Source organism: Kribbella sp. NBC_00889, assembly GCF_045207705.1.
In the GTDB taxonomy this organism is placed as follows: domain Bacteria; phylum Actinomycetota; class Actinomycetes; order Propionibacteriales; family Kribbellaceae; genus Kribbella.
In genome coordinates, this window is sequence record NZ_CP108783.1 from 6,281,640 (window position 1) to 6,299,160 (window position 17,521).

A 17,521-nucleotide genomic window follows, 5' to 3' on the forward strand; every position below is an offset into this window, starting at 1 on the left:
AACGGAGTCTCAGCCTGCCAGGGGGAACGACCGTTGCGGGCGCCACACGCCGTCGGCACCGTGTTCGTACCGGCTGAAGGCGTCCACGTCGAAGGCACAGTCGTACTCCGCCAGGGCGTCGTACGCGCGGTCCAGCGCGTTCTTGTCCAGGTCGTGCGCAACCGTGACGTGCGGGTGGTAGGGGAACCGCAGGTCCACCTGCAGCGGTCCGGACCGGACCTGCGACTGCAGCACCTCGCAGGACGAGATGCCCTCAGCCAGCGGGACGAACACGACCGGGGAGATCGGCCGGAACGTCGCCGTACCGCGGAGCCGGATCCCGAAGCTCGGGAACCGGGCCGCGACCTCGAGCAGATGGTCGTCGATCAGGGCGAGATCGGCCGCTTCCACCTCGGTCGGCGGCAGCAGGGTCACATGGGTGGGGATCGACGCGGCCATCGGATCACCGAACTCGGCACGGAACTTCTGCAGCTCCGAGCCGTACGGCTCCGCGATCGGGATCGCGACACCGATCGTCGCCATCCTCGGCCCTACCGGCCCGACTCGCGGACTGCCGGTCCGGGCACGAAGCCCAGCCGGTCGTACACCCGCTGCAGGGTCGGCTCGGTGACGGCGCGCGCCCGCTCCGCCCCGGCGGCCAGGATCGCGTCCAACTGCGCCTTGTCGTCGAGATAGCCGAGCGTCTTCTCCCGGAACGGCGTGACGAACTCGACCACCACCTCGGCCAGGTCCTTCTTGAAGTCGCCGTACCCGCGGCCCGCGTACTCGTCCTCGAGCTCGCTGATCTTGCGGCCGGTGAGTGCGGAGTAGATGGTCAGCAGGTTGGCCACACCGGCCTTGTTCTCCGGGTCGAAGACCACGTCCCGGCCGGAGTCGGTGACCGCGGAGCGGATCTTCTTCGCGCTCACCTTCGGGTCGTCCAGGAGGTCGATGATGCCGGCCGCCGACGAGCTCGACTTGCTCATCTTCGCGCTCGGGTCCTGCAGGTCCGCGATCTTCGCGGTCTCCTTGACGATGTGCGGCTCGGGCAGCCGGAAGGTCTTGCCGAACCGGTGGTTGAACCGCTGCGCCAGGTCGCGGGTCAGCTCCAGGTGCTGGCGCTGGTCCTCACCGACCGGGACCCGGTCGGCCTGGTAGATCAGGATGTCCGCGGCCTGCAGGATCGGGTACGTGAACAGGCCGACGGTCGCGCGGTCGGCGCCGCCCCTGGCGGACTTGTCCTTGAACTGCGTCATCCGGCTGGCCTCACCGAATCCGGTGATGCAGCCCAGCACCCAGCTCAGCTGGGAGTGCTCGGGCACGTGCGACTGGACGAACAGCGTCGACCGCTCCGGGTCGATCCCGGCCGCGAGCAACTGGGCGACCGAGCGGCGGGTCCGCTCCCTCAGTTGCTTCGGGTCGTACTCCACCGTGATCGCGTGCAGGTCCACCACGCAGTAGAACGCGTCGTGGTCGTCCTGCAGGGCCACCCACTGCCGCAACGCCCCGAGGTAGTTGCCGAAATGGAAGGAGTCCGCCGTCGGCTGGATCCCGGACAGCACCCGAGGGCGACGCTGGGAACCGGCTGCGGAGGGGTCAGACGCAGCAACAGACATACACCCGATTCTGCCAGCGCCCTCAGTCCACCCGGCACCGGGGCGGGTCTGCCGACTCATAGACTCGTGACTATGACTTCGCGCACAGTGGTCGTCCTGCCCGGTGGCCAGTTCGGTCCCGCCTCACCCCTTCCCATGTACGCCGGCGATGCCGCCGAGCAGCGGGGAGCGGAGGTGATCCGCGTGTGGTGGGACGAGGCGGATCGGCCGTTGACGCTGACCGACGACGAGCGGGGGCCGTGGGTCCTGCCGCAGGCGACGCGGGCGCTGGAAGGCACCGAGGGTGAGGTCCTGCTGGTCGGGAAGTCACTCGGCAGTTATGCGTGCCCCCTCGCCGCCGAGCGCGCTCTTGCGGCGGTCTGGCTGACTCCGAACCTGGCCAGCCCCTGGGTGGTCGACGGGCTGCGCCGGTCCACCGCGCCGTTCCTGCTGGTCGGCGGTACGGCGGACAAGTTGTGGGATCCCGTTCTCGCTCGCGAACTCACGCCGTACCTGCTGGAGGTGCCGGACGCGGACCACGGGATGTACGTCCCGGGCCGGCTCGCCGCATCGGCCGCCGTCCTCGGCCAGGTGGCAACGGCGGTGGAGGACTTCCTGGACCAGGTCGTCTGGCCTTAGCGCGTCACCAGGACCAGCCGCGGGAGGCCAGCTCCCGCTCCTCGAGCCAGCGCTTCTCCTCACTGCGTTCCAGGTCTGCCTCCCCCGGTACGCCGGCCAACCGGCAGGCCTCGTCGAGCAGGTCGTCGTACGCTGCCTCGACGGCCATCAACCGGTGTGCTCGCGCGTAGATCCGGGGCGTGGTCTCGATCCGCCGGATCTCGCCGGCCAGATGCCCGAGCCGGGTCTGCACCCACAACGTCGCGAACGGGTCGGCCTCAACACCCGCGCGACGGCGACGACGTCGGATCAAACGATCGATCGAAGGCTGCAGCCACCGACGCAGGTGCGACGGCTTCGAGTGCGGCAGCACGGCGTCGAGCAACGCACACAGAAACAAGAACAAGAACAGAACAGCCAACCACTCCATCACCCTCACTCCCACTTCGAGGCTACGGCGAGCCACCGACATTGGGCGAGAGCTTTTCCTCCTCTGTGTCGCTTCTGTGGCAACCGGTCCTTGCCCCCACCCGCTAGCCACGCCCCGTGGCCAGGACCCGACTTCGTGCACCAGCTCCGTACGCCGAGACCGTCGCCATACGGATCTCGTGCACAAGGTGACCAATCCCGCAGAGCCGGGCCGCCGGGCCGCTTGCCCTAGGCGCTGGTCGGGGGGTTGCCGTCGACGGCGGCGGCGAGCTTCGGGACCAGCTGGTCGGGCACGATCGGCAGGCTCAGCACCGAGACGAAGCTGGTGGCGCCGTACAGCTGATGGTCGTAGTTCTCCTCGACGAAGACATCACGGCCCTCGGTGCGGACCCTGAGGTTCTTGTACAGCGGATCGGCCTTCAGCTTCGCGCTACCGCCCTTGGCCGGAAACCAAACCAGCGCCTGCTGATACAAGTCTTAGGTTCTACAAGTGAAAGCTTGTATTGTGGCTGGGCTGACGATCCGGACAGTTGAGCGGTCGGACCCGACCGATGAATGTGGTGAAGGAGGCATGACGACGATGGCACACAAGAACTGGAAGGAGATCCGTGCCGAGCGGAGAACGACACCTGAGGCTGAAGCGCGAGTCGCCGCCCTCAAGAACGAGGTTCGTGCGGAACAGCGCGCCTACCGTCTCGCCGAGGTTCGCCAGCAGCACGGCCTGACGCAGGTCCAGCTGGCTGAGACCCTGAACATCAGCCAGGCGGCGGTCTCCTCGATCGAGCGCGGCGTGCTAGGCCGGTCCGAGCTCGGCACCATCCGCAAGTACGTCGAAGCTCTGGGCGGCAGGATCGAGATCGTCGCCGACTTCGGTGACGAGCGGCTGGTCCTCGGTTGACACGAGAAGCCGCCATCCCCGGTGGCTCTGGGGATGGCGGTTCGCAGGGTAGGGCGCCTACTTCAGCGTGGCTTCGGTCAGGCCGGGCTGGACCTGGCGGTAGAAGACCTTGCCGACTCGGGCGGGCGGGTGCTCGTCGTACCGAGGAGCACCCGCTCGGGACCGCGCCGCCGGGCGCAGCGTCCAACGACGTCCGACGTGTCGGCACTCGCGGGAGGCTATTGCTACTTCACGCCTCCGGCGGTGACGGAGACCTGTAGTTGACGCTGGAAGATGATGTAGACCACGAGAACCGGCGCCACCGTGATCACCACGGCCGCGAACAACGCGCCGAAGTCCACCGCGTAACCGGCTTGCGATGCGAACGAGGCCATGCCCTGCGAGAGCACGTAGTGGTCCGAGTCGGTGTTCAGGGCAACGGGGAGCAGGAACTGGTTCCACAACCCCAGGAAGTTGAAGATGGCGACCGACGCCATCCCCGGCCGCGCCATCGGCAACATCACCGAGAAGAAGGTGCGCCACTCACCTGCCCCGTCGATCTGCGCCGCCTCGTAGATCTCACCCGGCAGCGCTTTGAAGAAGCTGTGCAGGAAGAAGACGGTGAACGGCAGCGCGAAAGCTACGTAGGTGATGATCAGCCCAGGCAGGGTGTTGAGCAGCGCGAGATTCTTCAGCACGAAGAACAGCGGCACGATCGCCAGGAAGACCGGGAAGGTGAGCCCGGCCAGCATGGAGTAGTAGATCAGCCGGTTGCCGGGGAACGAGAACCTCGCCAGCACGTACGCACACATGGCGCCGAGGATCATCACCAGCACCAGCGCGCAGCCGACGACGACCACCGTGTTCAGGAAGTAGCGACCGATACCGGCCGTCGTCCAGGCGTTGGCGTAGTTGCCGACTCGCAGCTTGCTCGGCAGCGCCAGTGGGTTGCCCAGCACCTCCTGCGTCGTCTTGAACGAGGACAGCAGCGTCCAGACCAGCGGCAGGATCACCAGCAGCGACCACAGGATCAGCGCGATGTGCGCGGTCGTGGCCACGCCCTTGCCTTCTCGCGATCCCTTCCTGGGTACGCGGGAATCGGCGACGAGTCCGGCCCGATCGGCCGTAGTGGTTGTCATCGGCGTACCTTCCGCTCACGTCCGCCGGTCAGAGTGTTCACCAGGAAGACCAGGAACGCGAACAGCATCGTCACCGCGGCCAGGATCACGCCCATCGCCGTCGAGTAACCGAACTGCCCCTTGGTGAAGGCCGTGGTGAACAGTTGCTGGGGCATCACCAGCGTCGAGTTCTGCGGGCCGCCGCCGGGGTTCAGCGCCTGCATGTAGACGAAGGCGTCGAGGGCGGCGATACCGAGATAGATGTACGCCGTCTGCACGTTGTCCCGGATCAGCGGCAGGATCAGGGACACCGCCGTACGGAACCGGCCGGCGCCGTCGATCCGGGCCGCCTCGAACACCTCGGGGTCGATGCCCCGGATGGCGGCGATGAACAGCACCATGTAGAAACCGACGAATCCCCAGATCATCACGAACATCGACGCCGGCATCGCGGTCCGCGCATCACCGAGCCACGCGTAGTTCTCGAACTGGTGCAGCCCGATCTTCGACAGCACGGCGTCCAGGATGCCCGAGCCCGGCGTGAACACCTGGGCCCAGATCAGGCCGATCACGATCGCGGGGATCACGTACGGGAAGAACGAGACGATCCGGTAGAAGCCGGAGTTGCGCAGGCCGCGGACGGTCCCGGTGCCGGAGCCGCCGACTGTCACCAGCGTGGCCAGCGTCAGCGCCAGCACGATCGTCACCAACGGCACGACGATCGCGAGCTCGACGTTGTTGCGGACGGCCTTCAGGAAGATGTCGTCGTGGAACAGCTTGACGTAGTTGTCGAAGCCGACGAAGTTCATCCCCGAGGTGAACCCGGACCAGTCGGTCAGCGAGTACCACAGCGCCTGAACGAACGGCGAGACCACGAAGATCACGAAGACCGCCAGCGGCAGGCCGAGGAAGACGACCATGAAGCTGACCCGGTCGAAGGTCAGCGGCCGGCGCCGCCGGGGGGCGGACCGCTTGGGCCCGCCCCCCGGCACGACGTTGGGCGACACGGTCACTTCGTGACCGGGATCTTCTTGACGGAGCTGTCGTTGCGCACCTTGTCGGTGATCTGCTGCAGGCCCTTCGTCAGACCGGCCGCGTCGAGCTGCCCGGACAGGAACGAGTTCCAGACCACGAGGTTGTCGGTGTTCATGCCGTACAGGCCGACGAACTGGTAGTCGAAGATGTTCGTGCCGGCCGCGTCCAGCATCGCGGTCTGCGACTGCAGGGCGGTCGAACCGAAACCGTCCGCGGGAACAAGACCCTTGACGATGGTCGGCGCCAGCCGCGTCTTGGCGAAGTTGGTGGCCGCCTCCTTGGACAGCATGGCCCGCAGGAGCTCCTTGCCGCCCGCGACGTTCTTGCCCTTGGACGGCACGATGAACGGCTCACCGGCCGCGCTGCGCAGCGACTCGTACGGCAGCTTCGGGCTGTCGGTGACCGTCGGCTCCGGCATCCCCTTCATCAGGAACCCGGACTTGGTGGCCTTCTTCATCTCGTTCTCGATCCACGAGCCCGAGGGGTACAGAATCGCCTGCTGGTCGTTGCTCCACTTCGCCTGCGCGGCGGTGAACTGGGTGCCGGCGCCGCCGGGCACGAAGTACCCGTTCTTCACCATGGTCTCCATGGCCTTGAAGACGCTCTGGAGCTGCGGCTGCGACCAGCAGTTCTCCTTGAGGTTCTCCAGCGCCAGCCGGACCTCGTCGCCACCCTCCTTGATCGCGGAGTCGACGGCCAGAGTGTGGTAGTAGGTCGCGGCTTCCTTGCCCCAGACGAACAGGTACTTGCCCTTCGCCTTGGCCTTGGCGCCGAGGTCGAGCAGCGCGTCGTAGGTCTTCGGCAGCTCCCAGCCGTTCTCCTTGAACAGGCTGTCGGAGTACCACAGGCCGTAGAGGGTGAGCACGTAGTTCATCGCGACGAACTTGCCGTCGTAAGTACCGGGGAGCTTGGCGCCGGGGTACAGGGTGTCGGCGATCTTCGTGCCCTCGTAGTTGTTGGCCTCGAAGACGTCGTCCAGCGGCGTGAGCTGGTCCAGGATCGTGCCGAAGCCGATCTGGGCCTTGCCGGAGTTGTCGATCAGGTCCGGCGGGTTGCCACCGACGAAGCGCGGCTGCAGCTGCTGGGCGATCTCGGTGGACGGGCTGACCTTGACCGTCGAGCCCGCCTGCTTTTCCTGAACGAGGTTGGCCGCGAACGTCACGTAGTCGTAGCCGTACCCACCGTTGAAGATCACCGCCTCAATGCTCGACTTGTCCGCCATACCGAACGGGTTGTCAGCGGTCTTGTCGGCGCTCCCACTGCCGGAACCGCTGTCGTCGCTGCCGCTGGCGGCACAGGCGGCAAGCAGCGTGCTGCCGCCGGTCGCCAGCAAGGTGCCGACCGCTGCGCGCTGCAGGAACAGGCGCCGCGACAGGTTGTTGGGAGTGGTCATTGGTCCCGCCTTCCAAGGAGTGTTTCACGCAGTACGCCGGATGCGACCGGCGTACCTTGCTTCAAGGGCGTGGTTGTGTTCGTCGCCGCCCGGGATGTTCGCAGACAGGTACACCGGTGGAGTCTCACCGGCGTCGGTGAGCCTACGCAGCACCTCGGCCACCAGCATCTGCGCAATCAGGGCGGCTGTGATGGACGACACGGCGCAGACCTTGCCCCCACCGGCGGGAAGGTCGAGCACGGAGTCGCCGTACGGCGCGTGGTTGTCGAGCACCACGTCCGCGAGGTCGATCAGTTTCTTTCCGGACGGATGGCGCGAGTCCATCCCACCGGTGTGTTGCAGCGAGGTGATCGCGATCAGTGGGTGGCCCTTCTCCTTCACCACTCCTGCGAACTCGACGATCGAGCCGTTCACCCCGGAGTTGGAGGCGATCACGAACAGGTCCTCGGGATGCGGCTCGGCCAGGTCGTAGAGCCGGCGCGCGATCGACGGATCGCGCTCCAGTTCGCCGCCGCGCAGGACCTCGATCGATTCGCCGCCGAGCAGCACCAGATCGCGCAGAGCGATCCGGTTGGTCGCGATCAGGCCGCCGGCACGGCCGGCGATCTCCATCGCGAGCGCCTCGGAGTGGCCGGACCCGAAGGCCTGGATCACCCCGTCTGCGCGCAGAGCCTTGGTCATCAGGTCCGCGGCCTGCTGGATCGGACCGTCGATCTGCTCGGTGACCGCGGCCATGATCGGCGTCAGCGCGTGAACATAGTCCTGCGCGCTCACTCCGCCGGTCTCCCCCGGGTTACTGCTGGCCATCAACGGCCCCACCCTCTACTAATGTGTTCGCTGCGACACTCCGGATGCCGACAAGTGCGCAAGTTTGCGGTTTGCTGGACAGAACTTTTCTCAACTGGCAGCTAAAGTCAAGGCTCATCTCACTCTTCTCGCCAGATCGGGACCGTTGCGTGACCTTGTTCTCTTGTGCTTGTTAAAGGGCTCTTTTGAGCAGTTTGGAGCATTGCGTATGTCGGTCGAACGCCCGCTGTCAGAACCTGCGGACTCGGTGGTCTTGATGCCAGCTTCGGCACTGGTCCTGGGCGGCGACCTCGGCGGCACCTCCACCCGGATCGTGATCGCTGACCATGAAGGCAACGTAGTGGGAAGAGGGGCCGCGGCCGGCGGGAATCCGACCAGCCACCCTGCAAGTGCGGCGGCCAACTTCGGCCAGGCGCTTCACGCGGCGCTGACCGGCCTGGATCCGACCGCGGTCAAGGCCGCTGTGGTCGGTGCGGCGGGTGGATCGGCGTTAGGACGCCCGGATGTGAAGGCGCAGTTCGACGCCGCCTGGTCCGGCGTGGGGCTCGTCGTGGAGCCGGACTTCATCGGCGACCTGGAGGTCGCGTTCGCCTCCGGTACGGCCGAGCCTGACGGCACCGTGCTGATCGTCGGCACCGGCAGCAACGCCGGTCTGGTCCGCGATCACCAACTGGTCCGCACCGCGGGCGGCCACGGCTGGTTGCTGGGCGACGAGGGCTCCGGATTCTGGCTGGGCCGGGAGGCTGTGCGCAGTGTGTTGCTCGCTCTCGATCTCGGCGAGCCGATCGGCCTCCTCGGTGAGGCCGTCGTCCAGGCGATCCTGCCGGACCGCGAGGAGCAGACGATCGCCTTGCGTGAGGGGTACGACGTACTGCGTGACGATTTGATCAGGACAGTGAACAGCCGGCCGCCCGTCCTACTCGCCGAGTTGGCACGGACAGTCGTGACGGCGTACGAACAGAATGACGAGACCGCACGCGCTCTGGTGGAACGCGCAGCCGAATTGCTCATAGAAACAGTGAGCCGGCTCACGACAACGTCGGACATAGGCCCGATGGTCCTCGCGGGAAGTGTCGCGGGTGAATCGTCACCGGTCGGCACATTGATCCGGGAAAACATCCATCGGCAGTTCTCCGGCGAGGTCCTGACCGCGCGGGACGGGGTCGGCGGCGCTACCTGGCTGGCCCTCGGCGCCCTCGACCCCGCCCTCGCGACCCGGGAGAACCACACCCGGCTGGTCAGCTAGGCCACACCTCTCACTTCCCTGCGTGCCGCAGGGAAGTGAGAGACGTACCTAGTCGAAAACGGAGGCCGGGCGGACCTCGACCGCGTAGAACTCGGCCTCCGGGATGGTCGCGGCGATCTCCTCGGCGCGTTCGGGGGTGTCCACGTCGACGAGGAAGACGCCGGCGAGCTGTTCCTTGGCCTCGGAGTAGGGGCCGTCGGTGGTGGCGCGGACGCCCTTGCGGACCCGGACCACCTTCGTGCTGGCCGGCGGCTCGAGCGGTACGGCGTTGATCAGCTCGCCGGATTTGTCCAGCTCGCTGAGCAGGTTCTCGAGCTGCGCGGCCAGTGCGTCGCGGGCCTTCTTCGGCAGCGCCCGGCCTTCCTCGGTGTGCAGGAAGGACGGGTGCGCCCAGGTGATCGGGTTGCTGTGAATCAGCAGCAGGTACTTCATGACGGTTCCTTTCGGAGTCTGGGTGGATCTTCGCAGCAGAGGTCGGAGGCAGCCCGGAGGACTCGACATTTCGCGTCCGGACAGAGTTCGCTGCCCCGAAATGTCGAGTCCTCCCGCGGCCCTCCGACGTACCGCTCGCCAACCCTCAACCGACCTAAGGTGAGCGACATGTACGAGATGGACTTCCGGCTGGCGGACGGGCGCACGCTGCATGTGTATGACAGCGCGCCCGGCGACGATGCGCGGCTGGCGGTGTTCTGGCACCACGGCACGCCGAATCTGGGTGCCCCGCCGGCGCCGCTGGCCGAGGCGGGCGAGTGGCTCGGGATCCGGTGGATCTCGTTCGACCGGCCCGGGTACGGCGGTTCGACCGCGGCGCCGGGGCGGACGATGGCGTCGGTCACCGCCGACCTGACCACGGTCGCCGACTCCCTCGGCATCGGCACCTTCGCGCTGATGGGCTACTCGGGCGGTGGTTCGTACGCCCTCGGTGCCGCCGCGATCCTCGGCGATCGGGTCGAGGCCGTCACCACATTTGCCGCCATCGCGCCGTACGACGCCGACGGTCTCGACTGGTACGACGGGATGATCCCGTCCGGGCTGGCGTCACTCCAGGCCGCGGCGGCCGGCCGGGACGCGAAGGTGCGGCACGAGGCCTCGGGGGTCGAGTACGACCCGGAGTTCACCGCCACGGACCTGGCGATGTTCGAAGGTCCGTGGGGCTGGCTGGGTTCGGTCGCCGGCGACAAGTCGATGCCCAACGGTCCCGACGGCCTGATCGACGACGACTGTTCTTATGTAGTGCCCTGGGGCTGCGATCCGACCACCATCACCGCGCCCACTCTGCTCTTCCACGGTCAGACCGACGGCATCATCCCCAGCTCGCACGGCGCCTGGCTGGCCCGGCACATCCGCCCGGCCGCCCTTCGCCTCCTTCCCGGCGACGGTCACATCTCCGTCCTGGACCAGGCCGAGACCGGCCTCGAGTGGATCCGCGAACAAACCGGCTGACCCGTACCGACCAACGGGTAGTAGTCAGCCCCACCCCGCCCTCCGCCCAGCCGAGCCGCGCCCCGTCCCGCCGCCCCACCCCAACCGCCACCCACTACCACCCGTCCGTCGGTACGCCACCACATTCCAAGCAACAGCTTGACATCTTGATCTGACCTGCCGCATATTCCAAGCATGTCTTTGGAGAATGAGCCGCGGCGGACGCGGCTGCTCGACGATCCGCTCGCGATCCGGGCGATGGCACACCCGGTGCGACTGGATCTGCAGGGGTTGCTGGGGCGGGAAGGGCCGATGACCGCGGCCGACGCGGCGCGGCGGCTCGGGATCAGCCAGGCACTCGCCTCACACCACCTGCGGCAGCTGGCGAAGTACGACTTCGTCGAGCCCGCTCCCGGCAAGGACAACCGTGAGCGGCCTTGGCGGTTGGTGTCGACGTCGCAGTCGTGGCGCGAGGCCGCCCAGACCCCGGAAGGCGCCGCGGCGGCCGACGTACTCGAGCAACTCTTGGCCGAGCGCGCGCTGGAGTCACTCAGCAAGTGGCAGCAGCAGCGGCCGGCCGAGGACCCGATCTGGCGTGACCACTCCGGCATCGGGCAGAGCGGTGTCTACCTGACCGGCGAGGAGCTGGCCGAGCTCGTCGAGCAGATCAACGCTCTCGTGCAGCGGTACATCGACGAGCGGCCGATCGACGACAAGTCCACCCGTCCGGCCGGGAGCCGGCACGTCGCCATCACCCAGATCGTCACGATCACCCCGGAAGAGGAGGAGTAGCGATGAAGGACCTGTGGGGCGTCCTCGCGCGGCAACGCGACTACCGGCTGATGCTGAGCGCCGGGCTGATCTCTCTGACCGGCGACTGGCTGCTGCGCACCGGCCTGGCGTTCCAGGTGTACGTGCTGACCGGATCCACGCTCGCGTCCGGTGGACTGCTGCTGGCATCCTTCGTGCCACCGGTCCTGCTCGGCTCGCTGGCCGGTGTCTTCGTCGACCGCTGGGACCGGCGTACGACGATGATCGTGACGAACGTCCTGAACGCCGTGGTCCTGCTTCCGCTCCTGGCGGTCCGGGACGAGAGCGCGATCTGGATCGTGTACTGCGTCGTGCTCGCACAGAGTTGTCTGCAACAGTTCTTCACCCCCGCCGAGCAGTCCCTCGTCCCGGCCCTCGTCGAGTCAGAGCAACTTGTCACAGCCAATGCCCTGAACAGTCAGATCCGCGACATCGCCCGGCTCGTCGGTGCCGCACTCGGCGGTGTGCTCGCGGCCGTCGGCGGCCTGTCCCTGCTGGCCATCGCGGACGCGGCGACCTTCCTGGTCGCGGTCGCTCTCGTCGCCGGCATCCGCCACCGCGCCGCGCGCCATCAGGAAGAACAGTCCGCGGACCAGGCGGCCGAAGGGGCGATCAAGCGGCTGAAAGCGGAATGGACCGAAGGACTCCGGCTGTGTGTCGGCAGTGCGGGGATGCGGCTGCTGTTCGGCTTCTGCATCGTCACCAGTGTCGGGGAAGGCGTGATGAGCACGCTGTTCGCACCGTTCGTCAGTTCCGAGCTGGGCGGCGACGGCAAGGCGTACGGCCTGATCGTCTCGTCGCAGGCGATCGGCGGCATCGTCGGCGGCCTGGTCGCGGCGTCGATCGGCTCACGGTTGCCTGCAGCAACAATGCTCGGTGTCGGGTCACTGCTGTTCGGCCTGGTCGACCTGACGCTGTTCTGCTACCCGCTCGTCTCGGACAGTCTGATCCCGGCGTTCGTCTGCATGATCGTCGTCGGCGTACCCGGCGCATTCACGATCGCCGGCCTGATGACCGTGCTGCAACGCCTCACCGAGGATCGCATCCGCGGCCGGGTCTTCGGCGCGATCGCCGCCGCCGAAGGCGTCGCGGTGCTGGCCGGCATCGTGACCGCCGGTGTCCTCGGCGACGCGGTCGGCATCATCCCGGTCCTCGTCTTCCAGGGACTCGGGTACGTCGTCGGCGGTCTGGTGATCGTCAGTCGGCGGCGGACGCTGGCTCCGCATCCGGAACCGGCTCACCATCTGTCGGCTTGATCAGGTGCACCCGGACGCGGGCGACCCGGCGGCCGTCCATCGCCATCACGATGAGGTTGTGGTCGGCGACCTGGACCTCCTCGCCCGCGGCCGGGACCTTGCCGAGCCGGGCGGCGAGGAACCCACCGACCGTCTCGTACGGGCCGTCCGGGAGCTCGACACCGGTCTCCTCGGCGAAGTCGTCCAGGTTGAGCAGGCCGTCGACCTCGATGTCGCCGCTGCGCAGCCGGGTGGTCTCGACGGACTCCTCGTCGTACTCGTCCCGGATGTCGCCGATCAACTCCTCGACCAGGTCCTCCAGCGTGACGATGCCCGCCGTACCGCCGTACTCGTCCAGCACGATCGCCAGGTGAGTACTGCGGCGGCGCATCTCGGTCAGCGTGGGCAGCAGCTTCGCGGTGTCCGGCAGCATCAGCACCTCGCGGGCCAGGTCGCCGACCCGGACCGAGCGGGACGCGACCGCCGGGTCGAACAGGTCCCGGACGTGGACGAACCCGACGATGTCGTCGGCGGAACCGTTCATCACCGGGTAGCGCGAGTGCGGCCGCTCGGCCGCGAACTTCACCGCCTTGTACGCCGGCATCTCCGCGTCGACGAAGTCCACCTCGGTGCGCGGGAGCATCAGCTCGCGCAACTGCCGGCCGCCGGCCTCGAAGACGTCGTCGACGATCCGGCGTTCCTCCTCGCCGAGCGACTCGTGCCCGGAGACCAGATCGCGCAACTCCTCGTCGGACATCACCTCACGGTTCGCGTTCGGGTCGCCGCCGAGCGCGCGGACCACCAGGTCGGTGGACCTGGACAGCAGCCAGATGACCGGGCGGGCGATCGAGGCGATCCGGTCGACCAGTGGGGCCAGGCCGAGGGCGAACGTCTCCGCCCGCTGGAGCGCGAGCCGCTTGGCCGCGAGCTCGCCGAGCACGATCGAGACGTAGGAGATGGCGATGGTGATCAGCACCAGGGCGGCCGTGTTCGCGACCGACTCGGGCAGGCCCAGCTTCTGCAGGTGCGGGGAGAGTGAGTCGGCCAGCGTCGCGCCACCGAAGGCGGCGGACAGGAAGCCCATCAGGGTCACGCCGATCTGGACCGCGGACAGGAACCGGTTCGGGTTGGCGGCCACCTTGGCGACGATCTCGCCGCGCCGGCCGCGGTGCGAGAGCGACTTGAGCTGGCTCTCGCGCAGGGAGACCAGGGCCATCTCGGCTGCGGCGAAGACCCCACCGATCAGCACGAAGACAAGGATCAGGACGATATTGAGCAGCGTGGCGTTCATGGGTGGGAGTTCCTAGCGCCCTGCCTTGGTCGGGCTTCGAGTGATTGCGGCGTCCAGGTGCGTGCATCGCGGTGGCGGAGGGAAGGCCTCGATGCGGTTCATCGTGGCCTTCACTCCGCTGCCGCGAGGTGCGTGCCTGGGCGTCGCAAGCGCCGGAGAACGGCCGAGGCAGGGTGCTCACGCCCTCTCGTCGGATGCCGAGAGGGCGTTCGTTGGGCGTAGTCGTCCATCTACCTACCCTACCGGTGGGGCACCCCAGCATGCATGTTCGAGTTTGTTGGTTTACGATGATTCCTGGCTGACCAGTGACGGGCCGGCCGGGAGGGTCAATCGATGAACACACCGCGTGGCGCGCGCCGGACGGACACCAAGCTGTCCGACGGGCGTGAGCTCATCTACTACGACCCGGCCGATGCCCCGGTGCGCGTTCCGCTGGAGGACACCCGCGGGCTGCCGGCACCACAGCCCCAGGTCGAGCTGCGGACGGACCCGCTGACCGGCGACGTGATCACGTACGCGACCCACCGCAACACCCGGACCTATCTGCCGCCGGCCGACCAGTGCCCGTTGTGCGCGAGCAAGCCGGGCAACCCGACCGAGATCCCCGACCACGACTACAACGTCGCGGTGTTCGAGAACCGGTTCCCGTCCTTCGCCGGCCCGGGCCGGACCGAGGTGGTCTGCTTCACCAGCGACCACAACCAGTCCTTCACCAACCTGTCCCAGGGGCAGGCCCGGCTGGTGGTCGACACCTGGGCCGACCGGACCGCCGAGCTCGGCGCCCGCGACGACGTCGAGCTGGTCTTCCCGTTCGAGAACCGCGGCCGCGAGATCGGCGTGACGCTGAGCCACCCGCACGGCCAGATCTACGCCTACCCGTTCCTGCCGCCGCGGATGCGCAACCTGATGACCCAGGCCCGCCGGCACCAGGAAGTTGCCGGCAGCAACCTGTTCGCCGACGTGCTGGCGGCCGAGCGCAAGGAAGGCACCCGGGTCATCGCCGACAACGGCAACTGGACCGCGTTCGTGCCCGAGGCCGCCCGCTGGCCGGTCGAGGTGCACCTGTACCCGCACCGCCAGGTGGCCGGGATCGACGAGCTGTCGGTCGGCGAACGCGACGACTTCGCCGAGCTGTACCTCGACGTACTGAGCCGGCTCGACGGCCTGTACGGCGACCCGCTGCCCTACATCGCCGCGTGGCACCAGGCCCCGGTCCGGATCGACCGCGAGCTCGGCTACCTTCACCTCGAGCTGTTGTCCATCCGCCGGGCCGCGGACAAGATCAAGTACCTGGCCGGGTCGGAGTCCGGGATGGGCGCGTTCATCAGCGACACCCGGCCCGAGGACGTGGCCGAGACCCTGCGGAAGGTTGGTTCGTGAGCTCGTTCGAGGACGTCTTCGGCACCACGCCGGACGGAAGGTGGCGGGCGCCGGGCCGGGTCAATCTGATCGGCGAGCACACCGACTACAACGACGGCCTGGTGCTGCCGATCGCCCTGCCGAACCGGATCCTGGTGACCGCGTCGCAACGCGACGACGGCCGGATCGCGGTCGCCTCCACCGGGCATCGGGGGGTGATCGAGTTCGCCATCGACGAGCTGACACCGGGTTCGGTCGGCGACTGGGCGGCGTACCCGGCGGGTGCGGCCTGGATCCTGCAGGAGTCCGGCTACCCGATCGGCGGCGCGAACCTGCTGGTCGACTCCGATCTCCCTTCGGGCGCCGGCCTGTCCTCATCCGCGGCCCTGCTGTGCGCAACGTCCGTCGCGCTGCTCGGGCTGCGCGACATCGAAGTCGACCCCGGCGAGGTCGCGCGGCTCGCACAACGCGCCGAGAACCAGTACGTCGGTGCGCCGGTCGGACTGATGGACCAGATGGCGTCGATGTGCTGCACCGCCGGTCATGCCTTGTACTTCGACATCCGCGCGATGTCGACGGAGCAGATCCCGTTCGACCCGGCCGCCGACGATCTCGCGTTGCTGGTCGTGGACGTGAAGGCACCGCATCGGCACGTCGACGGTGAGTACGCCGCCCGCCGGAAGAGCTGCGAGCAGGCCGCGGCGGAGCTCGGCGTACCGGCGTTGCGATCGATCGCGTTCGAGGATCTCGATGCGGCACTCGATCGTTTGCCTGACGACGTCGTACGGCGCCGGGTGCGGCACGTGGTCACGGAGATCCGCCGGGTCGAGGACGCGGTGGCGTTGATGCAGGCCGGCCGGTTGCGCGACGTCGGGCCGTTGTTCACCGCGTCGCACGCGTCGCTGCGGGACGACTTCGAGATCACCGTGCCCGAGTTGGACGTCGCGGTCGACACTGCTCTCGCGGCCGGTGCGCTCGGTGCGCGGATGACCGGCGGCGGTTTCGGTGGCTGCATCATCGCGCTGACCGAGGCGAGCGCGGCCGACTCTGTCCTCGCCGCGATCGAGAAAGCCTTTGCGGAACACGGTTTCAACGCCCCCAGCGCGCTGGCAGCGACACCGTCGGCAGGAGCATCACGCGCCGACTGAAGTACACCATCAAGGCGTAGCCGTCGCCGCTCGCACCTCGCGCCGGATCGACGGCGCGGAGACGACGGTGGCCGCCAACTGGATCAGGCCCATCACCAGGTAAGGACTGCGCAGATCGGTGCGCTGGGCGAGGAACCCCGCACCGACCGCACCCAGCGGTGCCGCTCAGAACGCGACCATCCGATAGACCGCGGTCACCCGGCCGAGCAGTTCGGCCGGTACGACGCGCCGCCGCACAGTGATCGAGACGACGTTCCACCAGGTGCTGCCGAAGCCGAGGGCCACCGCGGCCACGGCAACCGAAGCCTCCCGGCTCCTCATCCCCTCATGACGCTATGACCAGATCGCACCCTGTGTCGCGCATGGCTTTGCGGGCTGCGGTGGACAGGCCGGAGTCGGTGACGATGACGTCCAGGTCCGACCAGGTGGCGAACGTGCTCAGGCCGACCGTGCCCCACTTGGTGTGGTCCGCGACCACGACCACCTCGCGACTCGCGCCGATGAAGGAGCGGTTGGTCTCGGCCTCCATCAGGTTCGGCGTACTCAGACCGTGCTCCGCGTCGACGCCGTGTGCACCGAGGAACAGCAGGTCGAGGTGCAGCGACGCCAGCGCCGCTGTCGCGATCGGTCCGACCAGCGCATCGGACGGCGTACGAATGCCACCGATCAGTACAACGGTGCGGTCGGAGCGGCTGTTGCCGTGGAAGACATCCGCGATCCGCGCGGAGTTCGTCACGACCGTCAGGTTCTCCACCCGGAGCAACTGACGTGCCAGCGCGTACGTCGTCGTACCGGCACCGATGCCGATCGCACTGTCTGGCTGCACCCGTCCGGCCGCCTCGGCCGCGATCGCCTGCTTGGCCGCGGACTCCTGTGTCAGCTTGGCGTCGAACCCGGGCTCGTGCGCACTCCGCAGCCCCACCGAGGTGGCACCGCCATGCACCTTGTGCAGCAGGCCGCTCGAGTCGAGCGCGTCCAGATCACGCCGGATCGTCATGTCCGACACGCCGAACCGGTCGACCAGTTCGGCCACGGTGATCGCGCCACGACTGTTGACCTCGGCAACGATCGTGGCCTGCCGCTGGGCGGCCAGCTGCCCTCCCCGGCCCTTCGGGGCCTCTGTTCCAGCTGCGTTCACCCCCACAGACTAGACGGAGAA

At 67.9% G+C, this 17,521-nt stretch carries 20 protein-coding genes; 8 read left to right on the forward strand and 12 right to left on the reverse strand.

The annotated features are described in order from the left end of the window. Positions 1 to 9: 9 nt before the first annotated feature. Both OG817_RS30665 and trpS read right to left on the reverse strand, forming a co-directional pair. Positions 10 to 522 carry a 2'-5' RNA ligase family protein gene (locus OG817_RS30665; RefSeq protein WP_396391765.1) on the reverse strand — a complete coding sequence of 171 codons (513 nt, stop codon included), beginning with the start codon at positions 520 to 522 and terminating at the stop codon, positions 10 to 12. A gap of 8 nt (positions 523 to 530) precedes the next feature. Next, entirely contained in the window at positions 531 to 1,595 is a 1,065-nt protein-coding gene (trpS, locus tag OG817_RS30670; RefSeq protein ID WP_406048059.1) for a tryptophan--tRNA ligase, read from the reverse strand. A gap of 72 nt (positions 1,596 to 1,667) precedes the next feature. On the opposite strand from trpS, the gene OG817_RS30675 reads away from it, so the two are divergent. Further along, entirely contained in the window at positions 1,668 to 2,213 is a 546-nt protein-coding gene (locus OG817_RS30675; protein ID WP_406048061.1) for an alpha/beta hydrolase, read from the forward strand. 4 nt (positions 2,214 to 2,217) lie between these two features. Here OG817_RS30675 and OG817_RS30680 read toward each other — a convergent pair whose 3' ends face one another. Next, entirely contained in the window at positions 2,218 to 2,622 is a 405-nt protein-coding gene (locus OG817_RS30680) for a hypothetical protein (protein ID WP_406048062.1), read from the reverse strand. 227 nt (positions 2,623 to 2,849) lie between these two features. Continuing rightward, positions 2,850 to 3,095, reverse strand: coding sequence for a hypothetical protein (locus OG817_RS30685; protein ID WP_406048064.1), 246 nt, complete (start codon positions 3,093 to 3,095; stop codon positions 2,850 to 2,852). Between the two features lie 97 nt (positions 3,096 to 3,192). Between OG817_RS30685 and OG817_RS30690 the strand changes: the two genes are divergently transcribed. Then, on the forward strand, positions 3,193 to 3,519 hold the full coding sequence (locus OG817_RS30690) for a helix-turn-helix domain-containing protein (RefSeq protein ID WP_406048066.1): 327 nt from the start codon (positions 3,193 to 3,195) through the stop codon (positions 3,517 to 3,519). 224 nt (positions 3,520 to 3,743) lie between these two features. Here the strand turns inward: OG817_RS30690 and OG817_RS30695 are convergent, their stop codons facing one another. Genes OG817_RS30695 through OG817_RS30710 form a run of 4 tightly spaced genes read right to left on the reverse strand, consistent with a single transcriptional unit; the run spans position 3,744 to position 7,851 of the window. Then, positions 3,744 to 4,637, reverse strand: coding sequence for a carbohydrate ABC transporter permease (locus tag OG817_RS30695; protein ID WP_406048067.1), 894 nt, complete (start codon positions 4,635 to 4,637; stop codon positions 3,744 to 3,746). After that, positions 4,634 to 5,623: a carbohydrate ABC transporter permease gene (locus OG817_RS30700; RefSeq protein WP_406048069.1), complete on the reverse strand. Its 990-nt coding sequence runs from the start codon at positions 5,621 to 5,623 to the stop codon at positions 4,634 to 4,636. The genes OG817_RS30695 and OG817_RS30700 overlap by 4 nt, the downstream gene beginning before the upstream one ends. A 2-nt stretch (positions 5,624 to 5,625) precedes the next feature. Continuing rightward, positions 5,626 to 7,044 carry an N-acetylglucosamine/diacetylchitobiose ABC transporter substrate-binding protein gene (ngcE, locus tag OG817_RS30705; protein ID WP_406048071.1) on the reverse strand — a complete coding sequence of 473 codons (1,419 nt, stop codon included), beginning with the start codon at positions 7,042 to 7,044 and terminating at the stop codon, positions 5,626 to 5,628. A gap of 24 nt (positions 7,045 to 7,068) precedes the next feature. Then, positions 7,069 to 7,851: a sugar isomerase domain-containing protein gene (locus OG817_RS30710; protein ID WP_406048073.1), complete on the reverse strand. Its 783-nt coding sequence runs from the start codon at positions 7,849 to 7,851 to the stop codon at positions 7,069 to 7,071. Positions 7,852 to 8,107: 256 nt separating this feature from the next. Here OG817_RS30710 and OG817_RS30715 point away from each other — a divergent pair, with 256 nt between their 5' ends. Then, positions 8,108 to 9,097 (forward strand): N-acetylglucosamine kinase, encoded by a 990-nt coding sequence (locus OG817_RS30715; RefSeq protein ID WP_406048075.1) that lies wholly within the window; start codon positions 8,108 to 8,110, stop codon positions 9,095 to 9,097. Between the two features lie 48 nt (positions 9,098 to 9,145). Here the strand turns inward: OG817_RS30715 and OG817_RS30720 are convergent, their stop codons facing one another. Beyond that, a complete protein-coding gene (locus OG817_RS30720) occupies positions 9,146 to 9,529 on the reverse strand; it encodes a YciI family protein (protein ID WP_406048076.1) in 384 nt (127 codons plus the stop codon). A gap of 168 nt (positions 9,530 to 9,697) precedes the next feature. Between OG817_RS30720 and OG817_RS30725 the strand changes: the two genes are divergently transcribed. The 3 genes from OG817_RS30725 to OG817_RS30735 all read left to right on the forward strand — a co-directional run bounded on the left by OG817_RS30725 (position 9,698) and on the right by OG817_RS30735 (position 12,585). Next, positions 9,698 to 10,540, forward strand: coding sequence for an alpha/beta fold hydrolase (locus OG817_RS30725; protein ID WP_406048078.1), 843 nt, complete (start codon positions 9,698 to 9,700; stop codon positions 10,538 to 10,540). A gap of 174 nt (positions 10,541 to 10,714) precedes the next feature. Continuing rightward, entirely contained in the window at positions 10,715 to 11,311 is a 597-nt protein-coding gene (locus tag OG817_RS30730) for a helix-turn-helix domain-containing protein (protein ID WP_360451439.1), read from the forward strand. 2 nt (positions 11,312 to 11,313) lie between these two features. Further along, a complete protein-coding gene (locus OG817_RS30735) occupies positions 11,314 to 12,585 on the forward strand; it encodes an MFS transporter (protein WP_406048080.1) in 1,272 nt (423 codons plus the stop codon). On the opposite strand, the gene OG817_RS30740 is transcribed toward OG817_RS30735, so the two are convergent. Next, the gene (locus OG817_RS30740; RefSeq protein ID WP_406048081.1) at positions 12,527 to 13,855 is read right to left on the reverse strand and encodes a hemolysin family protein; all 1,329 of its coding nucleotides are present in this window, start codon (positions 13,853 to 13,855) and stop codon (positions 12,527 to 12,529) included. The two genes, OG817_RS30735 and OG817_RS30740, sit on opposite strands and share 59 nt — an antisense overlap. Before the next feature lie 333 nt (positions 13,856 to 14,188). On the opposite strand from OG817_RS30740, the gene galT reads away from it, so the two are divergent. Continuing rightward, positions 14,189 to 15,235, forward strand: coding sequence for a galactose-1-phosphate uridylyltransferase (galT, locus tag OG817_RS30745; RefSeq protein ID WP_406048083.1), 1,047 nt, complete (start codon positions 14,189 to 14,191; stop codon positions 15,233 to 15,235). Further along, complete coding sequence (gene galK / locus OG817_RS30750) at positions 15,232 to 16,362, forward strand: galactokinase (protein WP_406048084.1); 1,131 nt, start codon at positions 15,232 to 15,234, stop codon at positions 16,360 to 16,362. Before galT ends, galK begins: the two co-directional genes overlap by 4 nt. A gap of 165 nt (positions 16,363 to 16,527) precedes the next feature. Here galK and OG817_RS30755 read toward each other — a convergent pair whose 3' ends face one another. Together OG817_RS30755 and OG817_RS30760 are read right to left on the reverse strand one after the other, a co-directional pair. Next, positions 16,528 to 16,683 carry a hypothetical protein gene (locus OG817_RS30755; RefSeq protein ID WP_406048086.1) on the reverse strand — a complete coding sequence of 52 codons (156 nt, stop codon included), beginning with the start codon at positions 16,681 to 16,683 and terminating at the stop codon, positions 16,528 to 16,530. A gap of 4 nt (positions 16,684 to 16,687) precedes the next feature. Continuing rightward, on the reverse strand, positions 16,688 to 17,500 hold the full coding sequence (locus OG817_RS30760) for a DeoR/GlpR family DNA-binding transcription regulator (protein WP_131352887.1): 813 nt from the start codon (positions 17,498 to 17,500) through the stop codon (positions 16,688 to 16,690). Between the last annotated feature and the right edge of the window lie 21 nt (positions 17,501 to 17,521).

What these genes read in the sequence shown, in the direction of transcription:
- OG817_RS30720 (WP_406048076.1), bottom strand. Translation starts at nt 9,529, where the DNA reads ATGAAGTACCTGCTGCTGATTCACAGCAACCCGATCACCTGGGCGCAC.
- trpS (WP_406048059.1), bottom strand. Translation starts at nt 1,595, where the DNA reads ATGTCTGTTGCTGCGTCTGACCCCTCCGCAGCCGGTTCCCAGCGTCGC.
- OG817_RS30755 (WP_406048086.1), bottom strand. Translation starts at nt 16,683, where the DNA reads ATGAGGAGCCGGGAGGCTTCGGTTGCCGTGGCCGCGGTGGCCCTCGGC.
- OG817_RS30715 (WP_406048075.1), top strand. Translation starts at nt 8,108, where the DNA reads ATGCCAGCTTCGGCACTGGTCCTGGGCGGCGACCTCGGCGGCACCTCC.
- galT (WP_406048083.1), top strand. Translation starts at nt 14,189, where the DNA reads ATGAACACACCGCGTGGCGCGCGCCGGACGGACACCAAGCTGTCCGAC.
- OG817_RS30710 (WP_406048073.1), bottom strand. Translation starts at nt 7,851, where the DNA reads ATGGCCAGCAGTAACCCGGGGGAGACCGGCGGAGTGAGCGCGCAGGAC.
- ngcE (WP_406048071.1), bottom strand. Translation starts at nt 7,044, where the DNA reads ATGACCACTCCCAACAACCTGTCGCGGCGCCTGTTCCTGCAGCGCGCA.
- OG817_RS30730 (WP_360451439.1), top strand. Translation starts at nt 10,715, where the DNA reads ATGTCTTTGGAGAATGAGCCGCGGCGGACGCGGCTGCTCGACGATCCG.
- OG817_RS30675 (WP_406048061.1), top strand. Translation starts at nt 1,668, where the DNA reads ATGACTTCGCGCACAGTGGTCGTCCTGCCCGGTGGCCAGTTCGGTCCC.
- OG817_RS30735 (WP_406048080.1), top strand. Translation starts at nt 11,314, where the DNA reads ATGAAGGACCTGTGGGGCGTCCTCGCGCGGCAACGCGACTACCGGCTG.
- OG817_RS30725 (WP_406048078.1), top strand. Translation starts at nt 9,698, where the DNA reads ATGTACGAGATGGACTTCCGGCTGGCGGACGGGCGCACGCTGCATGTG.
- OG817_RS30740 (WP_406048081.1), bottom strand. Translation starts at nt 13,855, where the DNA reads ATGAACGCCACGCTGCTCAATATCGTCCTGATCCTTGTCTTCGTGCTG.
- OG817_RS30680 (WP_406048062.1), bottom strand. Translation starts at nt 2,622, where the DNA reads ATGGAGTGGTTGGCTGTTCTGTTCTTGTTCTTGTTTCTGTGTGCGTTG.
- OG817_RS30690 (WP_406048066.1), top strand. Translation starts at nt 3,193, where the DNA reads ATGACGACGATGGCACACAAGAACTGGAAGGAGATCCGTGCCGAGCGG.
- OG817_RS30665 (WP_396391765.1), bottom strand. Translation starts at nt 522, where the DNA reads ATGGCGACGATCGGTGTCGCGATCCCGATCGCGGAGCCGTACGGCTCG.
- OG817_RS30695 (WP_406048067.1), bottom strand. Translation starts at nt 4,637, where the DNA reads ATGACAACCACTACGGCCGATCGGGCCGGACTCGTCGCCGATTCCCGC.